The following is a 24,112-nucleotide window of genomic DNA, read 5'->3' as shown; positions in this document are numbered from 1 at the left end:
GACTAAACCGGAATATAAGCCAATAATAGCAGGCAAATATAACAAGTGTAATAATTGAAACCGCTGTTGTAACCATGCTTTGAATCTGAAAAGTAAATTTACATTTTTACCGGAGGAGATAGTTTTTAAAAACAACCCCTATCTAAAAAACCCGGATTCATATTCTGAACCCGGGTCAATGTATAATTTGCGAATACTTATTTTACCTTGTAAAGCCAGCTTTCTATTTTTTGGTTGAGTAGCGCTTGTTGCCGTGCTTCCATCTTTTTGTAAGAGGTATCGGAATCAATACTCACCAAATGCATGTTGTTTAATAAAAATGTTTCGGCATTGTTGTATCCCTCACTTTTTAATTTACTCAGCATTTTTTGGGCGTTTACTTCGTCTTTAAATCCACCTACGATAATATAGATTCTTCCTTTTTTTGCTCCAGGGTTTATCATTTCCTGAGGGATATCAGCAACCGATTCCTTAATGTTGGCTACAACTAACGTTGTATCCTTAGCTACTTCCTTTGTGATGTTAGGTTTCAGTATTGCCTTTTTTGCTACCACAGGCTCAGGCTGCTTGGGTTGGTTGTAGAAAATATAATAAATGCCAAAAAATAGAATTATTATAGCCGTAGCTATTAACAAAAGAATCGGAACCAGATTTTTCTTTTTCTTTTCAGGCTTGGGTGATGGTACTGTTTTTTTTAATTGAACTTTTCCTTTGTCCGTATTTTTGGCATCTGTATCTAAACCTGCTGGAGGTGTTACGGTAGTTTTTTCGGGGCTGGCAGCCTTATCTTTAATTGTATTCCGGGTTTGGGTTTCATTAGAGCCAACGGTCGGTTCTACGGCTGGAGAATCATCATCTTCAATATCCAGAACAAATACTTTTTTTGCCGGCTCATCTTTCTCCTTTAGTTCTGTTTTCGGGGATATTTCATTTGTTTGATGGGTATCCTGACCGAGTAATTCGTTCACATCATCGGACTGTTGAAAGCGCAAAATGCCATTGTCATCTTTTCTAAAGGTACCCAACTTATCAATTATATAGGTGCCCACCTCTTCCAGTTCTTTTTTTAAGTTGTCGGCATATTCAAAAACCTGTTCAGTAGCTATAATAGTATCAATTCCTTTTTGCTCGGCAATGTAATTTACCAACAATCCATCGTTAAAGCTCAAGAAGTTATTAAATAAAACACTTGTACCGTGTTCTTTTGAAACAATGAAAGCTCCAAAGTTGGGAATGATAACTCTGTTATTTTCTGAAAGGAGTTCTTTTATATATTTTTCCATTACAAGTAAAGTAGGATTTTGAGGTTAATACCCGAAAAATTGAACTAAAGATAATGAGTTTTTGAGAATTACGGATAATTTACTTTAAAACTTTAATTACGATAAGGTTCAATCCTTTTTTTCAACATACCAACGCGCCAAATTACAACAATCCCGGAAAGGGCAGGTATCACCTGATTTATTACCCATAATGCCGAAACTGCTACTACGATAGACACATCAGAAAGGCCAACTCCGGTAAAAATAAACAAAGCCACAGACCCCCGTATACCGAGCTCGGCCAAAAAAAAGGAAGGCGCTATGCTAATGAGCAAAAAATATAATGGAACCATTGCTACAATAGCCGGCTCGAAGTTGGCTCCCAACAACCATAGTATAATAATTAGCTGTGCACAATACACCGTAAACCGCAAAAAGGTATATCCGGCAACTAAGCCAATAGTATTTTTGGGTATACGGCTTATTTGGTACAGCAACTGTTGTAAAGTTTGCAACGGTTTAAAACGATGGATGTATTGATAAAGCCTTTTTTTTTGGTGCCTTAGTAGCATAATAGTAACCGTAAGAAGCAATAGGAACAGCAGGTAAACAAGTAGCATGGATGGAGGTGTACACCATAGTACATTATGCAATAACAGTAAGCATGGCAAAGCAACGATAATAACTATGGCATTGCTTATCATTCCGCCTAAATAGGTTAATACCGTAGCATGAGGCCAAAATTTATGCTTTAGGAATAGGGCACGTCCTAAGGGCTCACCCATTTTGGCAGGTGTTATTATCCCGGAAGCGAAACCTGCCATTACCATTTTTAAGGCTTTGCTAAAGTTTACTGTTGTAACGGTTGTGATTAGTAGTTGCCATTTTTTCGATTCGAAAAACACATTAATACACAGCATAATAGCTTGTACCAGCAATACAATCAGTAAATTTTGATTAGTAAAATGTGGAATATCCGAAAGTGAAAATTGTTGTTTGTATTGAAGAAGCCGAAAAACAATGTATGAAAAACTCAAAGTGGCCACAAGCAAGGATATCCATCTGCCTTTTTTGAGTATGAGGTGCATCTTAAGTTTTTTCACGATTAATGAGAGGCAGCACAATAAGGGATATTAATCCCATTAAAACGATCATGGCATTTACCGAACTCCATACGATAAGCGCAAAGGCGGCACCCTCGTTTTCAACGATACCATACATCTGTAAGGTGGCTATTACCATAAAATGCCAGGGTCCCATACCTCCTTGAACAGGGGCAACCATTCCTAAGCTGCCTAATACAAAGGTGGTGAGTCCCGCTATAAGGGATAAATGTGAGGTGAATTCAAAGGCAAAAAAGCTCACATAAATCATAAAAAAATACATGAGCCAAATAAATAAGGTGTGTAGTACAAAGGCCCATTTATTCTTAATATTCTTGACCGCCAAAAAACCCTCGGAAAACTTGGCCCACAAACCTTTAAGCTTTTTGTAGGGCGAAGTTTTGGCAAACCATTTTTTTAACAGTCGCAGAGCCAGCACAATGGACAACAGGATGACATAGGTCCACACCGATGTAAACAATTGTGCGAAAGAACTAAAGTCGGTATTTTCGGATAAAAAGTCGGATACCAGATTAAATTGTAGCCCAAGTACCAGAGCAATACAAAACAGCAGCATTATCAAATCACTTAAACGCTCCACTACAACGGTACCTATTAGCTTAGATACAGATATGTTTTCGTAACGGCTAAGTACCCCGCAGCGCGATATTTCGCCCATTCGTGGAATAAGCAGATTGGCAAAATACCCTATCATCACAGCGAAGAAAGTATTGGATAATCTGGTTTTTTTTTCGATGGGTTCTATAAGCATCTGCCAACGAATAGTGCGGCTAAAATGACTAAGTAGTCCAATTACCATCGAAAGTAAAAGCCACCAATAGTTTATACCCTGACCTAATGTGGCCTTGATTTCCTTCATATCGTAGTTGCGATATACAAACCACAATAGAAAGCCTCCTATACACAGGTATATAACAAATTTTACAATGTTAAATATCGTCTTTTTCAATATTAAAATTTTACCTTTGCCGCAGATTTTTGCGAGTGCAATTTTACAAAAGATTATCTGTTTACGCAACCTGTTTTTAAGATTAGTTAGAAAAGGGGAATTATATGCGCCTGAATGGGCACATAACAGATAAAAAATAATTGAGGGATGAAGAACGTTAGGGCAAAAAAGCATCTGGGACAACATTTTTTAAACGACGAAGGTATCGCAAAAAAAATAGCCGGCAGCTTAATGAATAATAATACCAATGTATTGGAAGTGGGGCCGGGTATGGGCGTATTGACCAAGTACTTATTAGATAAAGAAGGGATTAATTTAAAGGTGGTGGAAATAGATGTGGAATCCGTTGCCTATCTGAAAAAGCATTACCCTCAATTGAACAACCATATTATATCCGACGACTTTTTGCAGATGGACCTTAATAAGTTAAGTAAAGAGCAATTTAGCATCATTGGTAATTTTCCGTACAATATATCGAGTCAAATATTTTTTAAAGTACTTGAATACAAAGACAAAATACCCGAGGTGGTTGGCATGCTGCAAAAAGAAGTGGCCGAACGCTTAACGGCACCTCCCGGAACAAGAGCCCAGGGAATACTTAGTATTTTTTTACAGGCCTATTATAACGTCGAATATCTTTTTACCGTACCAGAACATGTTTTTACGCCTCCGCCCAAAGTAAAATCCGGCGTTATTAGAGTTACACGTAACAATGTCCAAAAACTCGACTGCGACGAGAAACTTTTTGCGCGTATTGTTAAAACAGGTTTTAATCAACGCCGGAAAACGCTGAGTAACTCCCTAAAGTCGATTCCTTTTAACCGGGAAAAAGTTATGCAAATGGAGGTTTTTGGAAAACGACCGGAACAGTTAGGTGTTAAAGAGTTTGTAGCACTTACACAATTTATTCAAGCGAATATGTTGCATTAATTATCCATTCCTATATAATTCACCGTTTATGCCCAAGTTTACGTTAACCAGAGGCTTTGTAGATAAGGTTCGACATGCCATTGAGCACAAGGAGGAAAAAAAGCTAAAGCAAAAGCTGAGCAAACTGCATCCGGCCGATATTGCTGACCTTTTTAGGGAGCTTGACCTCGAAGAAGCTAAATATATTTATCTGCTGGCTGACGACGAAACGGCCGCCGACGTTATTCTGGAATTGGAAGAAGATGAACGTCGTCGTTTTCTGGAAGCACTACCCAGTGAGGTCATAGCGAGGCGATTCATCGATCAGATGGACTCCGATGATGCGGCCGACGTGTTGGGCGAGATGGATGACAACCGGCAGCAAGAAGTACTCTCGCACCTTGAGGATGTGAAGGTGGCCGGTGATATTGCCGATTTACTTAATTACCACGAAGATACGGCCGGGGGCTTGATGGCCAAAGAGTACATCCAGGTAAAGGAGTCGTGGAATCTGCCTACTTGTTTGCGCAGTATGCGCAGGCAAGGCGAAGATGTGAACGAGGTATATTACGTGTATGTGGTGGACAACGATGGTATTTTAAAAGGAACGCTCTCCTTAAAACGTTTGCTGTTAAGCCCCGAAAATGCTACTGTAAAGGATATTTATAACGATAAATTAATATCTGTACGTACGGATGCGCCTGGTGAGGAGGTAAGCGCTATCATGGAAAAATATGATTTGGTTGCCCTGCCGGTAGTGGATGGGATAGGCCGTTTGGTGGGTCGCATTACCATCGACGACGTGGTGGATTTTATGCGCGAAGAAGCCGAAAAGGACTATCAGCTGGCTTCCGGTATTACCGAGGATGTGGAATCGTCGGACAGTGTCTGGATTCATACACGTGCACGTATGCCCTGGCTGTTGCTGGGTATGTTGGGTGGTATACTCAGTTCGCGTGTGGTGGGTGGGTTTGTTAGTTTGCTTTCGGAACATCCTCAATTGGCCTTTTTTATGGGTTTGATTGCTGCCATGGCCGGTAATACGGGTATGCAGTCTTCGGCCATTATTGTACAATCACTGGCTTCGGGGAGTATGGGCCTGGATACTACCTGGAATAAGCTTATAAAAGAGCTGTCCATCGCCCTGCTCAATGCCACGGTGCTGGCGGTTATTATTTTAACTTATAATTATATAGTGGGTGCTGGTGTGGCACTAACCTACACGGTGGGTATCGCCATGTTTTCGGTGGTGGTGTTTGCCTCTTTATTGGGTACTTTTATCCCCCTTTTGATGAAACGTTTAAAAATAGATCCGGCCGTTGCCACCGGTCCCTTTGTTACTACCATGAACGATATTATAGGTATGTTTGTATATCTCACCATAGCCACGATATGTTATGCATGGTTGGTATAAAGAGGTGATGAATATGTTTTAGCTAGTATAATAAAATCCGGCACTGTTTGAGCGCTATGAATTAAATTAAAGGATGTGGTCTTTTGTAGCGTGTGGTGCAGCAAAATGGATGTAATGTAGAGGTTTTTGCTTAAATCAACTTACGGTCAACTGTTATTTATCACCAGCCTTTCGGCCATTTTTCGCCGTCTAATTCGGTTTCTTTAAATCTAAATTTAAAATTTTCCCTCAATTTTTTAAGTATAGGTTGGTAAATGTCGGGGTAAACCGGGCGGATAACACCCTTGTGTTCAATACTTTTATGTAGCAACATTTCAGCAGCCAGGGCTGTGGGTAACGAAACCGCATCGGCAATGGCAGTTCTTTGATCGTCTCTGCCCATCCGAGTCAATACAGCATTTATCATTTTTTCTTTTCCATCGGGTAGGGTAAACAATATTTGTTGGTTTAGTACTACAACATCTTTATCCGAGGGCAACATTTTTATTCTGCCTGCCATTCTGTTGGTTAGCACCTCAAAGGGGCTTGACAAATTGGTGTTGAAATGTGACCTGGAAAACAAGCCAATCCATTCCATGGCCATAATGGTGTTGGAATGCGTTTTTATATTGAGTTTCCGTGCAAAACTATCCCTCAAATTGGGAGTGTTCTCCATACCACCCAAAAATGCAGTTAAATCGCCATAGTTGCTAATGTGTTCCGGAAAGGGTTTTTCAGAAAGGTAGCCGGTTTCTATTAAAGCATCTATCACCTCGCACCATCCTTTGTACCTTAACGTTCCCCTAAAAAAGGTTTCTACCTGAGGTATTTGGTATAAACTAATGTATGGCAGGGCGTTGCGATTGGCGTGTGCTTCCAGTTTACCTAATCGTCTTATTTTTACGGCAACAATGTTCTTCATCAATTGGGATGGTTCGAGCTCAACCATAATATTGTTTTTCAGATAACTGGCCTTAGCGGAGCTGGCCCGCATCACAGCTTTTGGGCTCCACGAAAATTTATACCGGAAAGGATTATCAAGGGATTCGGGAGAGGGCAAAGCACCACATGCCGAAATAAACTTTTTAACCTTGCCTCCTCTTGCCTTAATCTCGGCAATAATTTCGGATGCCCACATGTGATCTATCCCCGGATATAAGCCCATTTCGTTTAAAATGGTAATGTTGCTTTTGCAGGCATCAGAATGCATCAAACTAATTTCGGGCTGCTCGTATGAGGGGGTAAGCAAACTGCGTTTTTGCCGGATGCAAGCTTTGCACACCAAATGATGAAATTTATTGGGCAATAAACTCACCACCACATTGCTGTTGCGGACCAAAGAATTAAGTTTAGCGCCATCATTGGCACAGCATTCAACGGCTTCGCCGAGTGGGTTGTTTTCAATGATTAACTCTCCTTCATAAAGATATTGCGAGGCAACAGTTACGCGATATTTCTGACGTAAAAAATATTGTACAATCGGTCCCGCTACTTTGCCTGCACCCAGAATTAGTATGTTTTTATTGTTGCTCATTTGGATTATAATATACTGTTAATTATTGTGATAATCAATAATCTAACTTCGTCTTTCACTTATCCTTATCTTTACGGATTATTAATTTTATATTTGCACGGTTAATAATAAAGTTAAAAGCTAAGCCAGCCGGATTAGTACCACAGTAAAGCAAAAAGTAGTGGCCAAAAAAGAAGGAAATAAAAAGGTGGAAACACCCTTGATGAAGCAGTATTATGCAATTAAGCAAAAACACCCCGATGCTATTTTACTTTTTAGGGTGGGCGATTTTTACGAGACCTTTTCGGATGATGCAGTTAAAGCCGCCGAAATATTAGGAATAACCCTTACCCGACGAGCCAATGGTGCCGCTTCGTATGTTGAGTTGGCCGGTTTTCCGCATCATGCGCTGGACACCTATTTACCCAAGTTGGTGCGAGCCGGTCAAAGGGTAGCGGTTTGCGATCAGTTGGAAGATCCAAAGCTTACTAAAACTATTGTTAAACGAGGTGTCACCGAACTGGTTACCCCCGGAGTGGCGATGAGCGATAATGTGCTTGAGCATCGCGAGAATAATTTTTTGGCATCGGTACACATGGATAAGAATGGTGCCGGGGTGGCTTTTTTAGATATTTCAACCGGCGAATTTATGGCCGCCGAAGGCCGCTTTGAATATATTGATAAACTGTTGAATGGATTTAAGCCCAAGGAAGTGTTATTCGAGAAAAGCAAGCGTAGCCAATTCATCGAGCATTTTGGCGATAAGTTTTATTCCTACGGCCTGGAGGATTGGGTTTTTACCGATGAGTCGGCCCGCAACAGACTGCTGAAACATTTTGAAACCAAGTCTTTAAAAGGGTACGGCGTCCACAATTTAAAATACGGGATAGTGGCTGCAGGTGCCGTGATGCACTATCTCGACCTCACACAGCATCATAAGGTACAGCATATTAACGGACTATCGCGAATTGAGGAGGATAAATACGTTTGGTTGGATAAATTTACTATCCGCAACCTCGAACTGTTTGGCACCGTAAACGAAGGAGGCAACTCCCTGGTTTCGGTTATCGATAAAACAGTATCGCCCATGGGTAGTCGCATGCTTAAGCGATGGGTGGCCCTGCCACTGAAGGAAGTTAAATTGATAGAAGATCGCCTGGAGGCGGTGGAGTGTTTTTTTAAGCAGCCCGATCTGAAAGAGGATCTGGAGGATTACTTACGTCCGGTGGGTGATCTGGAGCGTTTGGTTTCAAAAGTTGCCGTGGGTAGAGTGTCACCAAGAGAAGTGGTGCAAATAAAGATGGCGCTGCGGGCAGTGGAGCCTATTAAAAAAGGTTGCGAAGAGAGCGGAAACAGCACGCTAAAAGGTATTGGTGAGCAGCTGAACCCATGCAGCTCCATACGTCAACGGATAGAAAATGAAATAGCAACCGATCCACCGGCTCAAATTAATAAAGGAAGTGTGATAGGGCAGGGGGTGAGCTCCGAGTTAGATGAGCTGCGTAAGATTGCGTTTTCAGGAAAGGATTATCTCGACAGCATGGTACAACGCGAGATAAAACAAACTGGCATCCCTTCTCTTAAAATAAGTTTCAATAACGTTTTTGGGTATTATCTCGAAGTGAGGAATGCCCATAAAGATAAGGTGCCACAGGATTGGATACGCAAGCAGACACTCGTAAATGCCGAAAGGTATATCACAGAGGAACTAAAGGAATATGAATCGAAAATATTGGGTGCCGAAGAAAAAATTCTGACACTCGAAACACAACTGTTCAATGATCTGGTGATGAGCTTGGGTGAATATCTGCCCGCCATCCAACTAAATGCAAATCTATTGGCAAAATTGGATTGCCTGTTGTCATTTGCCACTGTGGCGGCTCAAAATAAATATGTACGCCCCATTGTTGAAGATAATCAGGTGATAGATATTAAATCGGGGCGTCATCCTGTGATAGAAAAACAATTGCCAGTGGGCGAAGAGTATATCCCTAACGATGTTTATCTCGACAACGAAAAACAACAGATCATCATCATTACCGGACCTAACATGGCCGGTAAGTCCGCCTTGTTGCGTCAAACGGCTTTAATTGTGTTGTTGGCGCAAATCGGAAGTTTTGTGCCCGCAGAATCGGCCAGAATTGGCGCTGTTGACAAGATATTTACCCGCGTGGGGGCTTCGGATAATATCTCGGCGGGGGAATCTACTTTTATGGTGGAGATGAATGAGGCCTCCAGTATATTGAACAATATATCGGCGCGTAGTCTTATCTTATTCGATGAACTTGGTCGTGGTACAAGTACTTATGATGGTATATCCATAGCCTGGAGCATTGTAGAATACATACACGAAAACAAACGAGCCAAGGCCAAAACCTTGTTTGCCACTCACTATCACGAACTCAACGAGATGGAGCGTACCTTCGATCGTTGTAAAAATTATAATGTTTCGGTAAAAGAAGTGGATAACAAGGTGATATTTCTGCGCAAGCTCGTGCGTGGTGGTAGCGAACACAGCTTTGGTATTCATGTGGCACGCATGGCCGGTATGCCCAAGAGCGTGGTGAATCGTGCCAACCAAATATTGGCTGAATTAGAGGGTGCCAACCGAAAGGGAGGGCTGTCGAAACCGGTGAACGAAATGGGGCAGCACCGCGAAGGATACCAAATGAGCTTTTTTCAGTTGGACGACCCTGTGCTAAAGCAAATCCGGGATGAGATAGCCAACACCGACATTAACAATTTAACCCCCATGGAAGCCCTGAATAAACTGAACGAAATAAAAAAGTTTGCGGGTATTCGATGATATTTTATTCTGATAATCAGAGAGCTAAAAATGTAGGTCTGAAAAAGTTTTGGTAAAAGCTAAAAAAAATTTGTACGTAAACGAAAATGCCCTATATTTGCATCCGCAATCACGAAATATCATATGCAAGTAACGATGCGCATTACATGATTGCTGCACTTAATGCGAAAATAGCTCAGTTGGTAGAGCACGACCTTGCCAAGGTCGGGGTCGCGGGTTCGAGTCCCGTTTTTCGCTCTCCGTGAAAAAAGAACACAATGCGTGTTCTTTTTTTTTCAGGATGCTCGAGTGGTGGAATTGGTAGACACGCAAGACTTAAAATCTTGTGTCCATTAGGACGTGCGGGTTCAAGTCCCGCCTCGAGTACAGGTATTAATAAACCATCCAAATTATCAGAAACCTTAGCCAAACATGGCTGAGGTTTTTTCGTTTTAAAGGAGGTGAGCGGGAGTTTACGTTTAGATACTACTTACTTTATTCGCTGAATGGCCTATTCGTGCTTCCTAAGCATTGTGTTTTTTAGCTTTCATCCTAAAATTCTACCCTTATTCCAGTTATGCTGTCAATGGTCTTTTTTGTGGCCAATATGCCCTATTTGGGATAAATGTTTCCCGATGTTTAATCTTTTAATCAGAATTTAGTGCTGGTACTTGCCATACGTTTCATTCGTGTGTTCGGGTATGCTCACACCTAATAAATTGATTTTACACCAAAACACAAATAAAATAAGGCGGATGGCTTTATTCAATATAGGTTTGTGTCCGGAATTTTGTACGCAATCATTTATGGGCCAGCCCAAATAATTTATGAATAGTTCAGGTTAAAATTCCAAGGATTGGAAAATTAAAACACTTTAAAATTATAGGGAATGAAGAAAGTTATTATTGCATTGTTAAGCTGTTGTTTTATTATTGGGTGCAGTACCGATACTACAGTTGTTTTTCCTAACAAAATTACGGTTGAAGGAGATGCCTTTGTGGATGAATATGGCCGCGAGGTAATCCTGCACGGCATTAATGTAGTTAATAAAAATCCAAAAGATCAATACCTTTATAAAGGTGGACCGGAATTTTATAAATTATTGAAACAGCAAGGATTTAATAGTATCCGCTTTGTTATTATTTGGGATGGTGTTGAGCCGGAGCCTGGTGTTTACAACGATGACTACCTTGCCGAGATAGATAAACGTATTGAATGGGCGGCGGCCAACGATTTGTTTGTCGTATTAGATATGCACCAGGATTTATTCAGCATCAAATATGCGGATGGAGCACCGGAATGGGCCACCATTACCGATGGAAAGGAACATACTACCGGCGCAATTTGGAGCGATGCATATATGCTCAGTGAAGCCGTTCAAACGGCCTTCGATCATTTCTGGAACAATACCCCCGCACCGGATGGTATGGGCATTCAAGATCATTACGCCAAAGCATGGAAGCACGTAGCCAAGCGATATGCCAACAATCCGCATGTTATTGGGTATGATATAATGAATGAGCCCTTTGCCGGGTCTTCGGCAAAAATGGTAATGGAGGCCATGTTAACCGCCTATGGTGAATTGGTTTATAAAACGCAAGGCAAAACCCTTAGCGAAGAACAAATCATGATGATTTGGGCGGATCAACGCAGTCGTACCAAAGCACTTGACTTACTGTCGACAGAAGAAAACTATGCATATGTTATTGATGCCCTGTATGCGTTTAACGCGGGTTTTGAATCAACGCACCTGCAAGCCATGTATCAAAGAGTGGCCAACGAAATTCGTGAAGTAGATCAGAAATCCATTTTGTTTCTGGAGCATAGCTATTTCAGCAATATGGGAGTTCGCAGTAGTATTGAACGCGTAAGGCTTAAAAATGGGCAGCCGGATCCGCTAGTTGCCTATGCACCGCATGGTTACGACTTGGTGACGGATACGAAAGATGCGGCTGGAGCCAGGTCGGAACGTGTAAATTTTATTTATAAGCGGATTAAGGAAAAGGGCGAACAGCTTAAAATGCCGGTGTGGTTAGGCGAATGGGGAGCTTATTACAGTCATGGCGAAGAAATTGTCCCGGTTGCGCAATATGCGGTTAGCCTTATTGAAAAGTACAAGTTTGGCCAGGCCTACTGGTCGTACGATCCGGGGACTGAAAAGAAAGCTTATTTCACCCATGCATTGTTACGGCCCTATCCCGCTTATACCAATGGAAGAATATTGTCCTATGGTTTTAATCGCGAAACAGCTGTATTTGAAATGGTCTGGAAGGAGAATGCCGGCACTAAAGAGGCGACCATGGTTTTTATTCCTGAGGTGGAGCGTATTAATAAAAGCGAATTACCGGCCGGATCTGTACTTAAGGCGCTGAAAGGAACAAGGCATGGCTGGTTGCTTATTCAGCCAACCGGAAGAGTAGAAACACGCACGCTTAAGTTAAATTTAAACTAATGAGCTTCGTTATGAACAGAAAAATTTATGCAATAATACTGATGTTCGGCCTTCTTTCCACCATCTCCTTAGCGGGGAATAAGAAGGTATTGATTTTGGGCATTGATGGGTGCAGACCCGATGCCTTGCTGGCAGCCAACACACCAAACATTGATAAACTATGGCAAAATGGTGCCTATTCGTTTACTACACAAACCGACGAGATAAGCAGTAGCGGGATTTGTTGGACGGGTATGTTAACGGGGGTTTGGCACGATAAGCATAAGGTGGTATCTAATGCTTACAAAAACCCAAACATTGAAGAATACCCACATTTTTTCCGTCGCATTAAAGCGCAATATCCTGATTTAACAACAGCTTCCATTGTTAATTGGAAACCCATTCACAATATACTGCAAGAGGGCGATGCCGATATTCAAAAAAGGCGTCTTTTTGATTGGTGGGTGACGTGTAAAGCTAAAAGGACGGTTAAAAAACAAAATCTGGATGTTTTATTCGTAGCACTCGATGCCGTTGATCATGCCGGCCATGTTAATGGTTTTTCACTGGATAGCAGTAAGTATTTAAAGCAGATTGAAAAGGCCGACAAACAGCTTGGAAAAATTATTAAAGCACTAAAAACACGAAAGAACTACCAGAACGAAGACTGGTTGGTAATTGTTACAACCGATCATGGCGGCAGTGCTTATGGGCATGGAAAGAATATCCCGGAGCACACCACTATTTTTTACATCGCCCACGGGCCAAGTGTATCAAAAGGTAAGATAATGGAAGATGTAAATGTGGTTGATGTGGCCGTAACGGCACTACATCATTTGGGTGTTGAAGTAAGGGAGGAGTGGCAGTTGGACGGCAAATCAGCCGGATTAAAATAAGTAGTGCATCTAAGAAAACTAGGATGTTCTTATAGCCACTAAGTAGTAAATTACTAAAGAATTAAGATAATGGTGTTGCAGACGGTCGATTTGTCAATTGTCCTCGGATATTTGCTGATAACGATTATAATTGGGCTGGTGCTTAAGAAAAGAGCCCAAAGTGATATTTCTTCCTACTTACTGGGCGGAAAAAAAATACCCTGGTACATGCTGGGGCTCTCAAATGCATCGGGTATGTTTGATATTTCCGGTACCATGTGGCTGGTGACTCTCATATTTGTTTATGGCTTAAAAAGTATTTGGATTCCCTGGTTATGGCCTGTCTTTAATCAGGTTTTCCTGATGATGTACCTGTCTGCCTGGTTGCGTCGTTCTAACGTTACAACAGGTGCCGAATGGATTAGTTTTCGTTTTGGAAATGCGGGTGACGGACGACTATCGCACGCCGTAGTTGTGGTGTTTGCGCTGATTATTTGTCTGGGCTTTTTGGCCTATGGTTTTATAGGCCTCGGCAAGTTTGTACAGATATTTATTCCCTGGGAGTTATTTTCCGATTTTGTGCCATTTGATGTGCCGCCGCACTATGTGCCTCATATTTACGGTATTGCATTTACGTCTTTTGCTGTTTTTTACTCCATAATGGGAGGTATGTCCGGTATTGTTTGGGCCGATGTTGTTCAGTACCTTATCATGACGGTTTCAGCCATTGTGATTGCAGTTATCGCTATTGCTGCATTGGACGGTCAAACATTAAATGTGCCTGATGGCTGGATGAGCCCATTTTTTAAATGGAAATTGGATTTGGATTGGAATGGGATTATCCATGAAGTAAATGATAAGATAAAAGCCGATGGGTACTCGCTTTTCAGTGTCTTTTTTTCGATGATGTTATTTAAAGGAGTCCTGGTTAGTCTGGCTGGCCCGGCACCCAACTATGATATGCAGAAAATCCTTTCAACCGGTTCGCCTAAAGAAGCGGCTAAAATGAGTGGTTTTGTAAGCGTGGTCTTACTTCCGGTTCGTTACTTAATGATAGCAGGTTTTGCTGTTTTGGCCATTTTACATTACGATAAACTGAACCTGTTGGTCGCCGGAAAAATCGATTTCGAACAGATATTGCCCTCGGCCATCAGTGCCTTTGTACCTGTTGGCTTTATGGGTTTATTGTTGGCCGGGTTATTGGCGGCATTTATGTCAACCTTTGCCGGAACCCTGAATGCGGCCCAGGCCTATATTGTCAATGATTTATACCTGAAGTACTACAATAAGAAGGCCACCAACAAGCAAATTAAAACAACCAATTACGTAACCGGACTCCTTGTGGTCGTTATCAGTATTGTGTTCGGTTTTTTTGCAGGTGATGTTAATTCTATCTTGCAATGGATTGTATCTGCCCTATTTGGAAGTTATGTGGCATCCAATGTGCTAAAATGGCATTGGTGGCGCTTTAATGGTTCGGGTTTCTTTTGGGGGATGGTAGCAGGTCTTGTACCGGCTTTGCTTTTTCCTTATATCTTCAGCGAAACTTTAGATTTGTACTATTTCCCTTTGCTGCTGTTGCTTTCAGTTGCCGGATGTATCATCGGCACATACCTGTCGAAACCAACTGATGACGAAACATTAATGAACTTTTACAAGAAAGTACGCCCCTGGGGTTTTTGGAAACCTATCCATGATAAAGTGGTAGCAGAAGACCCTTCCTTTACCGCTAACAAGGATTTTGGAAAGGATATGTTAAATGTTATTGTTGGTATTGTTGCACAAACCTGCCTGGTCGTTATCCCTATTTATTTAGTACTCGGGAAGCACCTGCCAATGGCGATAACAATAGGAATAACCATTGTCTGTGCAGTTATCCTCAAAAAAACATGGTGGAATAAATTAGACGAAAACGCATAAACACGTGATAAGATGATTAAAAAAAGAATAGAGAAAGTTAAAACACAATTTAAAGACTTGATTGGTAGAGTTAACCCGGAGGAAGATATTTCAAATGGGGTGTACACACGATTTGTTAATCCAATATTAACGCCTGCACATGTTCCATTAAATTGGCGGTATGATTTTAACCGCCAAACAAATCCTTTGTTTTTAGAGCGAATTGGGGTTAATGCTGTTTTTAATGCCGGAGCCATCAAGCTAAACGGAAAATACATTGTTGTGGCCCGTGTAGAAGGCGCAGACCGTAAATCTTATTTTGCCGTGGCAGAAAGTGATACCGGGGTTGATGGCTTCCGGTTCCGGGATAAGCCAATCACGATGCCGCAAACCGAGGAGCAGGATACCAATGTGTATGACATGCGTTTAACACAGCACGAAGATGGGTGGATCTATGGTGTTTTCTGCACCGAACGCAAGGATCCCAATGCGCCTGAAGGGGATACGAGCAGGGCCGTTGCAAAGGCCGGTATTGCCCGTACCAAAGACTTGATCAAATGGGAACGTTTGCCCGATTTGATTAGCCATTCGGGTCAACAACGTAATGTAGTGCTACATCCCGAATTTGTCAATGGTCTGTACGCCCTTTATACCCGACCTCAAGATGGTTTTATTGACGTTGGCGGCGGGGGAGGCATTGGCCTTGGCTATGTTAAGGACATGACAGTTCCGGCGCTCGATGAGGAAATTATTATCAATGCGAAACAGTATCACACAATTTATGAACTTAAAAATGGTTTGGGACCCGCTCCTTTAAAAACGCCACAAGGCTGGTTGCACTTGGCACATGGCGTACGTAACACCGCCGCCGGATTGCGCTATGTCCTTTATCTGTTTATGACCGATTTACAGGATATAAGCAAGGTAATTCATCAGCCGGGCGGTTATTTTATGGCCCCTGAAGGTAACGAGAGAGTTGGGGATGTCTCAAATGTATTATTTTCAAACGGTTGGCTTGCCGATGACGACGGGACGGTGTATATTTATTACGCATCGTCAGACACACGTTTGCATGTAGCCAGGTCATCCCTAACGCAACTGGTAGATTATGTAACAAGCACGCCTGAAGATGACTTATTTTCACATTTGTCGGTTAAAAAAATTAATGCGTTAATTGAGCATAATAGAGAGCATTTCAGAATTAACTAGTACTTCAAATAAAATCCGTATATTATCGCATTTCCTTAAAATCATTAAATAATAACATCAAACAAATTCCTTATGTATCGCAGCAAAGTTTTAAGCCTATTTCTCGTAGCTCTGGTATTACTTGTAGCATCATGTTCTGGTAAGATCGAAAAAAAACCGGGCAATGCTTTAATCGGGTATGTTGACCCATTTATCGGAACCGGATTCCATGGACACACTTTCCCTGGTCCGGTAATGCCGCATGGCATGGTTCAGCCCGGACCGGATACGCGCTTAAATGGATGGGATGCGAGTAGCGGTTATCATTATAGCGACAGTACCATTTATGGCTTTTCGCAAACACACCTTAGCGGCACTGGCATTGGCGATATGGGCGACCTGTTGCTATTGCCTTTTACCGGAGAAGAAGATGATAAGCCGATAGCCTTATTTGACAAGAAAGATGAACATGCCGAAGTGGGGTACTATAAGGTTAGGTTTAAAAACTTTGATGTGGAGGCCGAACTAACAGCCGGTATGCGGGTGGCTTATCACCGGTACATGTTCTCGGGAAAGGAAACTAAAAGGGTGCTGTTGGATGTGGGGCACATACTTCAGCGCACTTGGGGGCATTCAAATATGGCCAATGAGTTTGAAATTATTGACCGGCAAACTATACGCGGACTGAAATATTCAAAAGGATGGGCGCAGGATCATAGGGTGTATTTTTACCTTCGCTTTTCAAGCCCATTTATCCTGAACGAAGTTAATATCAATGGCGATGATGTAGATGCCTCTGCCGAATCCTATCAGGGGAAGAATGTACATGCCTACCTTCAGTTTGAAGAACTTAAAACCGATGAGGCACTTGAAATTAAAATTGGTATATCCGCAGTAGATATGGAGGGTGCCGAAAATAATTTAAAATCCGAGATGCCAAATTGGGATTTTAAAGCCTTGAAAGAGCGCAACCAAAAAGCCTGGGAAAAGGAGTTAGAACGGATTAAGGTATTTACCGGGGATAAGGATAAAAAAACCACATTCTATACGGCCCTTTATCATTCGTTAATTGCACCAATGATTTATCAGGATGCCGATGGCCGTTACCGGGGCATGGATTTGCAAATTCATCAGGCAAAGGAAGGTCATACCAACAACACGGTTTATTCATTGTGGGACACCTTTAGGGCCTTACATCCTTTAATGACTATTATTAATGAGAAAAAATCAGTGGATTGGGTGAATAATCTACTGGTTAAATATCAGGAAGGCGATTTTTTGCCCAAATGGCCTTTGTGCGCTAATTATACGGGAACCATGGTGGCCTATCCGGCGGTAGCCAATATCGCCGATGCATTATCTAAAGAACTGCCCGGTATCAACAAACAGCTTGCGCTTGAGGCGTCGGTCAATAGTGCCAGGTATAAACCGGAGTTGATAGCCAATGTTACACATATAGGTAAACGGGAGCTAATGCCGCTGTATAATAAATTTGTGGATGCAGGCACTTACATTCCGGCCGACTCCATTGCCAAATCCGTTTCGTACGGATTAGAAATGGCCTATTACGATTGGTGCATTGCACAAATTGCAAAGCTTACGGGCGATGAGGAATTATATCATGAGTTTGATAAAAGGGGGCAATACTATCGTTTTTATTTTGATAAAGAAACAGGCTTTATGCGCGGTAAAAATGCGGATGGAACCTGGGTTACCCCATTCCATCCCAGATATTCGAGCCATGATGAGTCGGAGTATGTGGAAGGGAATGCCTGGCAATGGACTTGGTTTGTGCCCCATGATTTAAACGGTTTTGTGGATTTGTTTCCGGATAAAGCACATTTCATTCAAAAGTTAGATTCGCTGTTTACAACTTCATCAGAGGTATTAGGCGAAGATGCCAGTGACGATATTACCGGTTTAATCGGTCAGTATGCGCATGGCAATGAGCCCAGCCATCATATTGCATATTTTTACACCTATCTGGGCCAGGCATGGAAAACGCAGGAGTTGGTTGATAAAATCCTGCATGAGTTTTATCCACCAACCCCCGAAGGCATAATTGGCAATGAAGATTGCGGTCAGATGTCGGCCTGGTACATTCTCAACGCCATGGGCTTTTATCAGTTAACTCCGGGTGATCCTACCTATGTTATTTCGCGGCCTTTATTCAATAAGGTGGAGATAGCGCTTGAAAACGACAAGGTTTTCACTATCCAAGTCGAAAATAATTCAAAAGCCAATAAATACGTCCAACATGCCAGTTTGAACGGAACGCCTCTTCCAGAGCTCTTATTTGGGCATAAGGATATTAAAAAGGGAGGATTGCTAAAAATCATAATGGGCGATAAGCCTAAGTTCAATAACTAAATTATTGGTGTCCGGTAAACCTTTTTTAATTAACTCTCAAACGTAATGTTTTGTTGGTGTAGGGAGGTCTTTAATTAGATTTGGGCTTGGCTTCCGCCTCAGAGAATTTCCGTTAATAAAATCAGGTTAGGTGGCGTTAAAAAATCCGGGCTGTTTGAGCGCAGCGAGTTTCCGGATTTTAGCCAACTAATATGATTTTTAGTCCCGAAATAAGTTTTTGTTGCTTTTTTTTCAAAAAAGCTTACAAAACTATAATCGGGATGCAGCGGCGGCCTTTTTTTGCTAACTTTTTGGGGCTGTAGCCAAAAAGTTAGAGCCCGTGCGGCTAGAGCACTAAATTAAGATGCAAATGTTTTACCGGACAATAGTGTAACTAAATATCGAAACCCTATCCTCACTGTTTGGTAGCCCGGCCAATAAGGGGATAGGCTTTAGCGGACGTTTTATTTGGCACCAATACTCCATCGGCTTGTTAGTAAGCATCGGCTAATAATTTGTCTGGTTTTTTAAAATTAGCAAGTAAAAAACTTACCTATCGTTATTCCAATGGCGATAATGTAATACCCATTTAAATATACCGTACCCCGGATGGGGATTTCCAGCGGACTTAATTCCTGCAGGCAATGCTTTGTTATATCCTAACTTGAGCGAGCCATAAGCCATTTTGGTTTTGGCTTGCCCACCCCACATACCCCACATTTCATATTTGGGAATAAAGAAGCGCATAGTTTTTTACCCCAAATAGTCTACATTCATACCAAGTATGGCTTATTTATGTAGTAGAGCGTATTCACTTAATATATTTGTGATGCAGTTTTATTAAATCAGTTTTTATGAACAGGTCATATCTATTAGTTGTACTTCTCTTATTTTCCGTGGCAGGCTATGGTCAAAAGACCATTAGCGGAAAAGTAACCGAAGAAGGAAGTAATCTACCTCTTCCGGGGGTGAGCATTTTAATCGAAGGAACCCATGTTGGCGCCATCACAGATATGGATGGGAACTATCAATTAAAGAATATCCCTGATGATGCCCTATTGGTGTATTCTTTTATCGGTTTTATAACTCAAAAAGTTGCCGTTAAAGGAAGAAAAATTATTGATGTTACTTTAGTACCTGACGTTACTAACCTTGACGAGGTAGTTGTTGCCGCCTTAAATATTAAGCGGGACAAAACATCACTGGGATATTCCGTTTCGCAATTGGGTAGCGATGAGGTGAATATAGCCAAAGAAAACAATGTGATGAACTCCTTGAGCGGCAAGGTTTCAGGCCTGCAAATAGCACAAAATAAGAGTGGGGTCGATGGTTCGAGCCGTATCTTACTTCGCGGTGTTACAACCATTGAAGGGGCAAACCGCCCTTTGATTGTCATTGATGGCATTCCGGTTAGTAATAACGCAGGAGGTACAGAACAATGGTGGGGTGGAGTCGATCAGGGCGATGAGCTTTCTGACATTAATCCGGATGATATTGCTTCTATAAGTGTACTTAAAGGGGCAGGTGCTTCGGCTGCCTATGGTTCGTTGGGTATGCACGGCGTCATTCTGATTACGACAAAATCAGGGACCAGGAAGAATGGGATTGGGGTTGCTTTTAATAGTTCTCTTACAACATCGCACCTCATGCTGACACCTGATTTGCAAAATGAATATGGAACCGGTGCTTATGGCCAGTTTGCACCCATTGGCAGCGATGGCAGGCCCGTACTCGATTATCCTTTTTCGTGGAGCTGGGGACCAAAGATGGAAGGGCAACAGTACACCAATTGGTTAGGCGAACAAGATACTTTTACTCCTCAGGGAAATCCATACAAGGAATTTTATCGTACGGGAGTATCATTCACCAACTCGCTTGCCTTGCAAAATCAATCCGACAAATCGTCTTTCCGCTTGTCAATTACGAATCAGGATACCGATGGTATATTGGAAGGTAATACCTTAAGCAAGCAAACATATAACCTAAGGGCTTCTACTAAACTAACCGATAAGCTCAATGTCGATGGTAAGGTGACTTATATTACTTCAGAGGTTGAAAATCGTCCGGATTTGGCCGAAGGCGCTGCTAATACGTCGCTAATGTTATCTCTTATGCCTCGCGATATCGAATTGATAGATGTTAAAAACAACACGAAAAATGCAATGGGCAACGAGCTGAAATGGCATAACGACAATTATTTCAATAATCCATATTGGGCAATTGATAACGTCAGAAACTATAGTAAGCGCGATCGTTTTCAAGGGATGTTCTCTCTTACCTGGGATGTAAACGATAAAATTAATGTCAATGCCAAGTCAGGGGTGGATTATCTGGTAAATAATTTTACCAAGCACTCAACAAGAGGTTCGTTGGCACAAAAACAAGGTCGCGGCGAATATGCTCATTACGAGGGTGTTTCGGATAATTGGAATACCGATTTGTTGGCCACCTACAAAACAGATGTTAAAAATATAAATGTTACGACCAGTCTGGGCACAAATTATCGTGTTAACAACATACGGTCTATGCGATTGTATGGCTACGACAGTAAGGTGGATGGTTTTTATAATATCAGCAATTATCAAACGGCCTATAGCGAGGAAATGCGTTCTCAAAAAATTGTTTATTCATTTTTGGGTTTAGCACAGATTGGGTTTAAAAACCTCTTGTATTTCGATTTTACTTTGCGTAATGATAACTCATCGGCTTTGCCAAAGGATAACAATTCATACTGGTATCATTCCGAAAATATTAGTTTTCTTTTTAGTGAGCTGCTTAATGTGGATAAGGCGGTGTTCAGTCGTGGTAAAATACGTGGATCGTATGCCAGGGTTGGTAACGACACATCGCCATATAGAACCCAGTATACATATCGAATTAGTCAAACGCAAACCTTGCCTTACCCCATTGCATCATTACCCGAAACGCTACCCTCCACCACATTAAGGCCCGAAACAACGAACTCGTGGGAAGTGGGTGCAGAATTAGGTTTTTTTAAAAATCGATTAAGCTTTGATTTCACCTATTACCAGGCACATTCCACAGATCAAATTATGGCCGTACCCATTTCGGTAACCAGTGGTTTTAGCCATAAAGTTATTAATGCAGGCAGCATTGACAATAAGGGTGTTGAGCTGATGATTAATGCAATTCCAGTTGAAAAGGAGCATTTTAAATGGGATGTGGGCCTTACTTATACAAAAAGTAACTCAACCGTTAAGGAATTAAATGAAGGTCTTGAAAGTATTACACTTAACGATATTAAAACAGTAACCGTCGAAGCTCGTAAAGGCGAGGAGTTTGGATCAATATATGGTTACGATTTTAAGCGGGACAAATTTGGCAATAAACTTATTAGCGACCAGGGCCTGGCCATACGCAACGATGAGCGTACCCGCCTGGGAGATATGAATCCTGATTTTTATGGAGGTATTACCAATAACTTTAATTACAGGAACTGGTCGCTCAGAACATTGATAAGCTACCAGGTTGGAGGTGATTTTTATACTTATGGCCGAACGTACCGAATGATGTTTGGAACCGACGCCCGGACATTATATGGACGTGAAACGGGAATTGTTGAGGATGGAATAAATGAAAATACCGGTCAGGAAAATACGGTAAATATTCCGGCTATGACCAAGCACTTCACGGATTTTTATGTGAATGATATTTCGTCAGACTACATTTTGGATGCCACCCACGTTAAACTTAAAGAAGTAGTACTAAGTTACCGAATGCCTTCGTCAATGCTAAAAGGAACTTTTATTCAAGGTGCATCACTTTCGTTAGTAGCTCGCGATTTATATTTCCTGTATAATGCTGCGGGCGATATCGACCCACAGAGTGGGTATAGCAGTGGTACCACAGGTGTTGCTTTGGAGCATTCCGCATTGCCAAGTACACGATCGTTCGGGGTGGATTTGAAACTTAACTTCTAAAAAACGAAACCATGATATTTTTAAAATATAAAACCTTGGCTATGGCACTGTTCGCAATGGGCTTATTTGCGTGTCAAGACTTACTAGAAGATGCTTACGAAAATCCCAATGCAGTTACTGAAATAGATGAATCCGCTTTGTTTGCCAAATCTTTACGCGAACTCTTTATAAGTAGTAGCGATCTGTCGGTGTATCGCTTCTCGGGGCAATATGCGCATTATTTTGTTGCAGGAAGCGATCCGCGCAAGCCGGATTTATATGGCGATGGATTTGATGTGTACTATAATGAAATAAGTTCTAAATTATACTTATTGATCATCAAAGATATTGAGGAGGTATTGCAAATTACAGCAAAAGGAGAACGGAAAAACGAATTGCGATATACGTTGGCCGACATTGTTTCCGTACTGGGTTTTGTAAAGCTTACGGATGCTTTTGGTGACATACCCTACACCGAAGGGGGAAAGGGAAAAGCGGATGAAATTATCACGCCTAAATACGATAGTCAGGAATATATTTACAACGATATGATCGACCGACTAACTGCCAGTATTACTACTATTGGTAGTGCTAATCCTGATTTAGGCTTTAAAAATGCAGATTTTTTGTTTCACAACGATATGGATAAATGGATGCGGTTTGCCAACTCCATTCGTTTGCGGCTGGCCATGCGTATGCGCAATGCAGCTCCCGATAATGCGGCAGCTATTGCACAGCAATGCTTGCAATTGCCCTTGATGGATAAGGTTGAACACGATGCATGGATGATTGAAACCGAAGATGCCGGAAACCCATGGTATTTGCTAAAAACAGTATTCCCCCAGATTAAAGTATCCGATAAGTTTGTATCGATGCTGGCATCAACCAATGATCCCCGCTTGGAAGTATTTGCAGCGAAAGATGGATACGGTGCTTATTCCGGCCAATTAAACGGCCTTAATGATTTTGCATTTGGCGAGTCAGATTTTCAAAATAAATCAGATATGGGCCACATGATCTCGTCAAAGGACAGTAAAATGTATTTGATGACGGCAAGCGAAACCATGTTGCTAAAGGCCGAAGCACTCCTTGTATTTAATAGGGATGTTGTAAAGGCCAATGCGGCTTACCGTAAAGCTATTGAGCTGTCAATGGAGCAATGGCAGGTGGATGGTGATTTGTCACAAGCCTACCTGGCATCGGGTATGGGCAACTTGTCCGGCTCAGATTATCAAATGGAAGAACAAATTGGCAATCAAATGTGGATATGTATAACCCCAAACTTTTTTGAATCATGGTCGCATATTCGTCGTACAGGATTTCCTGTAATAGAGCAAAGAACAGCACCGGAACTCGCCCCTGGAGTAACCAATGGATTCCTGCCTTCACGCTTTAAGTATTCGTCATTTGAATTAAGTGCAAATGGTGAAAATGTAAAAGAAGCAGTCGATCGTCAGGGACCCAATAAAATTGACACCCCACTTTGGTGGAGTAAATAATTATTAACAAAATACT

The 24,112-nt window shown here is 41.7% G+C and carries 15 protein-coding genes and 2 tRNA genes; 12 read left to right on the top strand and 5 right to left on the bottom strand.

The features are described from left to right. Positions 1-197: 197 nt before the first annotated feature. The 3 genes from FN809_RS09575 to FN809_RS09565 form a co-directional block, all read right to left on the bottom strand. Positions 198-1,283, bottom strand: a complete 1,086-nt coding sequence (locus FN809_RS09575) for an HU domain-containing protein (protein WP_142533297.1) — start codon at positions 1,281-1,283, stop codon at positions 198-200. A 92-nt stretch (positions 1,284-1,375) separates the two neighbouring features. Continuing rightward, on the bottom strand, positions 1,376-2,365 hold the full coding sequence (locus FN809_RS09570) for a lysylphosphatidylglycerol synthase domain-containing protein (RefSeq protein WP_142533296.1): 990 nt from the start codon (positions 2,363-2,365) through the stop codon (positions 1,376-1,378). Next, the gene (locus FN809_RS09565; protein ID WP_246095562.1) at positions 2,352-3,335 is read right to left on the bottom strand and encodes a lysylphosphatidylglycerol synthase transmembrane domain-containing protein; all 984 of its coding nucleotides are present in this window, start codon (positions 3,333-3,335) and stop codon (positions 2,352-2,354) included. Before FN809_RS09565 ends, FN809_RS09570 begins: the two co-directional genes overlap by 14 nt. 147 nt (positions 3,336-3,482) lie before the next feature. Between FN809_RS09565 and rsmA the strand changes: the two genes are divergently transcribed. Together rsmA and mgtE are read left to right on the top strand one after the other, a co-directional pair. Then, on the top strand, positions 3,483-4,265 hold the full coding sequence (gene rsmA, locus FN809_RS09560; protein WP_142533294.1) for a 16S rRNA (adenine(1518)-N(6)/adenine(1519)-N(6))-dimethyltransferase RsmA: 783 nt from the start codon (positions 3,483-3,485) through the stop codon (positions 4,263-4,265). A 28-nt stretch (positions 4,266-4,293) separates the two neighbouring features. Next, complete coding sequence (gene mgtE, locus FN809_RS09555; protein WP_142533293.1) at positions 4,294-5,658, top strand: magnesium transporter; 1,365 nt, start codon at positions 4,294-4,296, stop codon at positions 5,656-5,658. Positions 5,659-5,818: 160 nt separating this feature from the next. Here the strand turns inward: mgtE and FN809_RS09550 are convergent, their stop codons facing one another. Then, complete coding sequence (locus tag FN809_RS09550; RefSeq protein ID WP_142533292.1) at positions 5,819-7,171, bottom strand: saccharopine dehydrogenase C-terminal domain-containing protein; 1,353 nt, start codon at positions 7,169-7,171, stop codon at positions 5,819-5,821. 160 nt (positions 7,172-7,331) lie between these two features. On the opposite strand from FN809_RS09550, the gene mutS reads away from it, so the two are divergent. The 8 genes from mutS (at position 7,332) to FN809_RS09510 (ending at position 18,698) form a co-directional block, all read left to right on the top strand. After that, positions 7,332-9,956, top strand: coding sequence for a DNA mismatch repair protein MutS (gene mutS / locus FN809_RS09545; RefSeq protein WP_246095560.1), 2,625 nt, complete (start codon positions 7,332-7,334; stop codon positions 9,954-9,956). A gap of 164 nt (positions 9,957-10,120) precedes the next feature. Next, a tRNA-Gly gene (locus FN809_RS09540) sits at positions 10,121-10,193 on the top strand. A 45-nt stretch (positions 10,194-10,238) separates the two neighbouring features. Further along, positions 10,239-10,322: transfer RNA gene (locus tag FN809_RS09535), tRNA-Leu, on the top strand. Positions 10,323-10,824: 502 nt separating this feature from the next. Then, entirely contained in the window at positions 10,825-12,387 is a 1,563-nt protein-coding gene (locus FN809_RS09530) for a cellulase family glycosylhydrolase (RefSeq protein ID WP_142533291.1), read from the top strand. An 11-nt stretch (positions 12,388-12,398) separates the two neighbouring features. Next, entirely contained in the window at positions 12,399-13,262 is an 864-nt protein-coding gene (locus FN809_RS09525) for an alkaline phosphatase family protein (RefSeq protein WP_185957519.1), read from the top strand. Between the two features lie 138 nt (positions 13,263-13,400). Continuing rightward, positions 13,401-15,161: a sodium:solute symporter family protein gene (locus FN809_RS09520; protein WP_221929399.1), complete on the top strand. Its 1,761-nt coding sequence runs from the start codon at positions 13,401-13,403 to the stop codon at positions 15,159-15,161. 12 nt (positions 15,162-15,173) lie between these two features. Next, complete coding sequence (locus FN809_RS09515; RefSeq protein WP_142533288.1) at positions 15,174-16,349, top strand: glycoside hydrolase family 130 protein; 1,176 nt, start codon at positions 15,174-15,176, stop codon at positions 16,347-16,349. 72 nt (positions 16,350-16,421) lie between these two features. Then, complete coding sequence (locus FN809_RS09510; RefSeq protein ID WP_142533287.1) at positions 16,422-18,698, top strand: GH92 family glycosyl hydrolase; 2,277 nt, start codon at positions 16,422-16,424, stop codon at positions 18,696-18,698. A gap of 528 nt (positions 18,699-19,226) precedes the next feature. On the opposite strand, the gene FN809_RS09505 is transcribed toward FN809_RS09510, so the two are convergent. Next, positions 19,227-19,424 carry a hypothetical protein gene (locus FN809_RS09505; protein ID WP_142533286.1) on the bottom strand — a complete coding sequence of 66 codons (198 nt, stop codon included), beginning with the start codon at positions 19,422-19,424 and terminating at the stop codon, positions 19,227-19,229. 107 nt (positions 19,425-19,531) lie between these two features. On the opposite strand from FN809_RS09505, the gene FN809_RS09500 reads away from it, so the two are divergent. Next, a complete protein-coding gene (locus FN809_RS09500) occupies positions 19,532-22,618 on the top strand; it encodes a SusC/RagA family TonB-linked outer membrane protein (protein ID WP_142533285.1) in 3,087 nt (1,028 codons plus the stop codon). Positions 22,619-22,629: 11 nt separating this feature from the next. Then, positions 22,630-24,096 (top strand): SusD/RagB family nutrient-binding outer membrane lipoprotein, encoded by a 1,467-nt coding sequence (locus FN809_RS09495; RefSeq protein ID WP_142533284.1) that lies wholly within the window; start codon positions 22,630-22,632, stop codon positions 24,094-24,096. The last annotated feature ends 16 nt before the right edge of the window (positions 24,097-24,112 follow it).

Origin of the sequence: Saccharicrinis carchari (assembly GCF_900182605.1) — a bacterium.
Taxonomy (GTDB): domain Bacteria; phylum Bacteroidota; class Bacteroidia; order Bacteroidales; family Marinilabiliaceae; genus Saccharicrinis; species Saccharicrinis carchari.
This window is presented reverse-complemented; position numbering and strand designations above follow the sequence as displayed.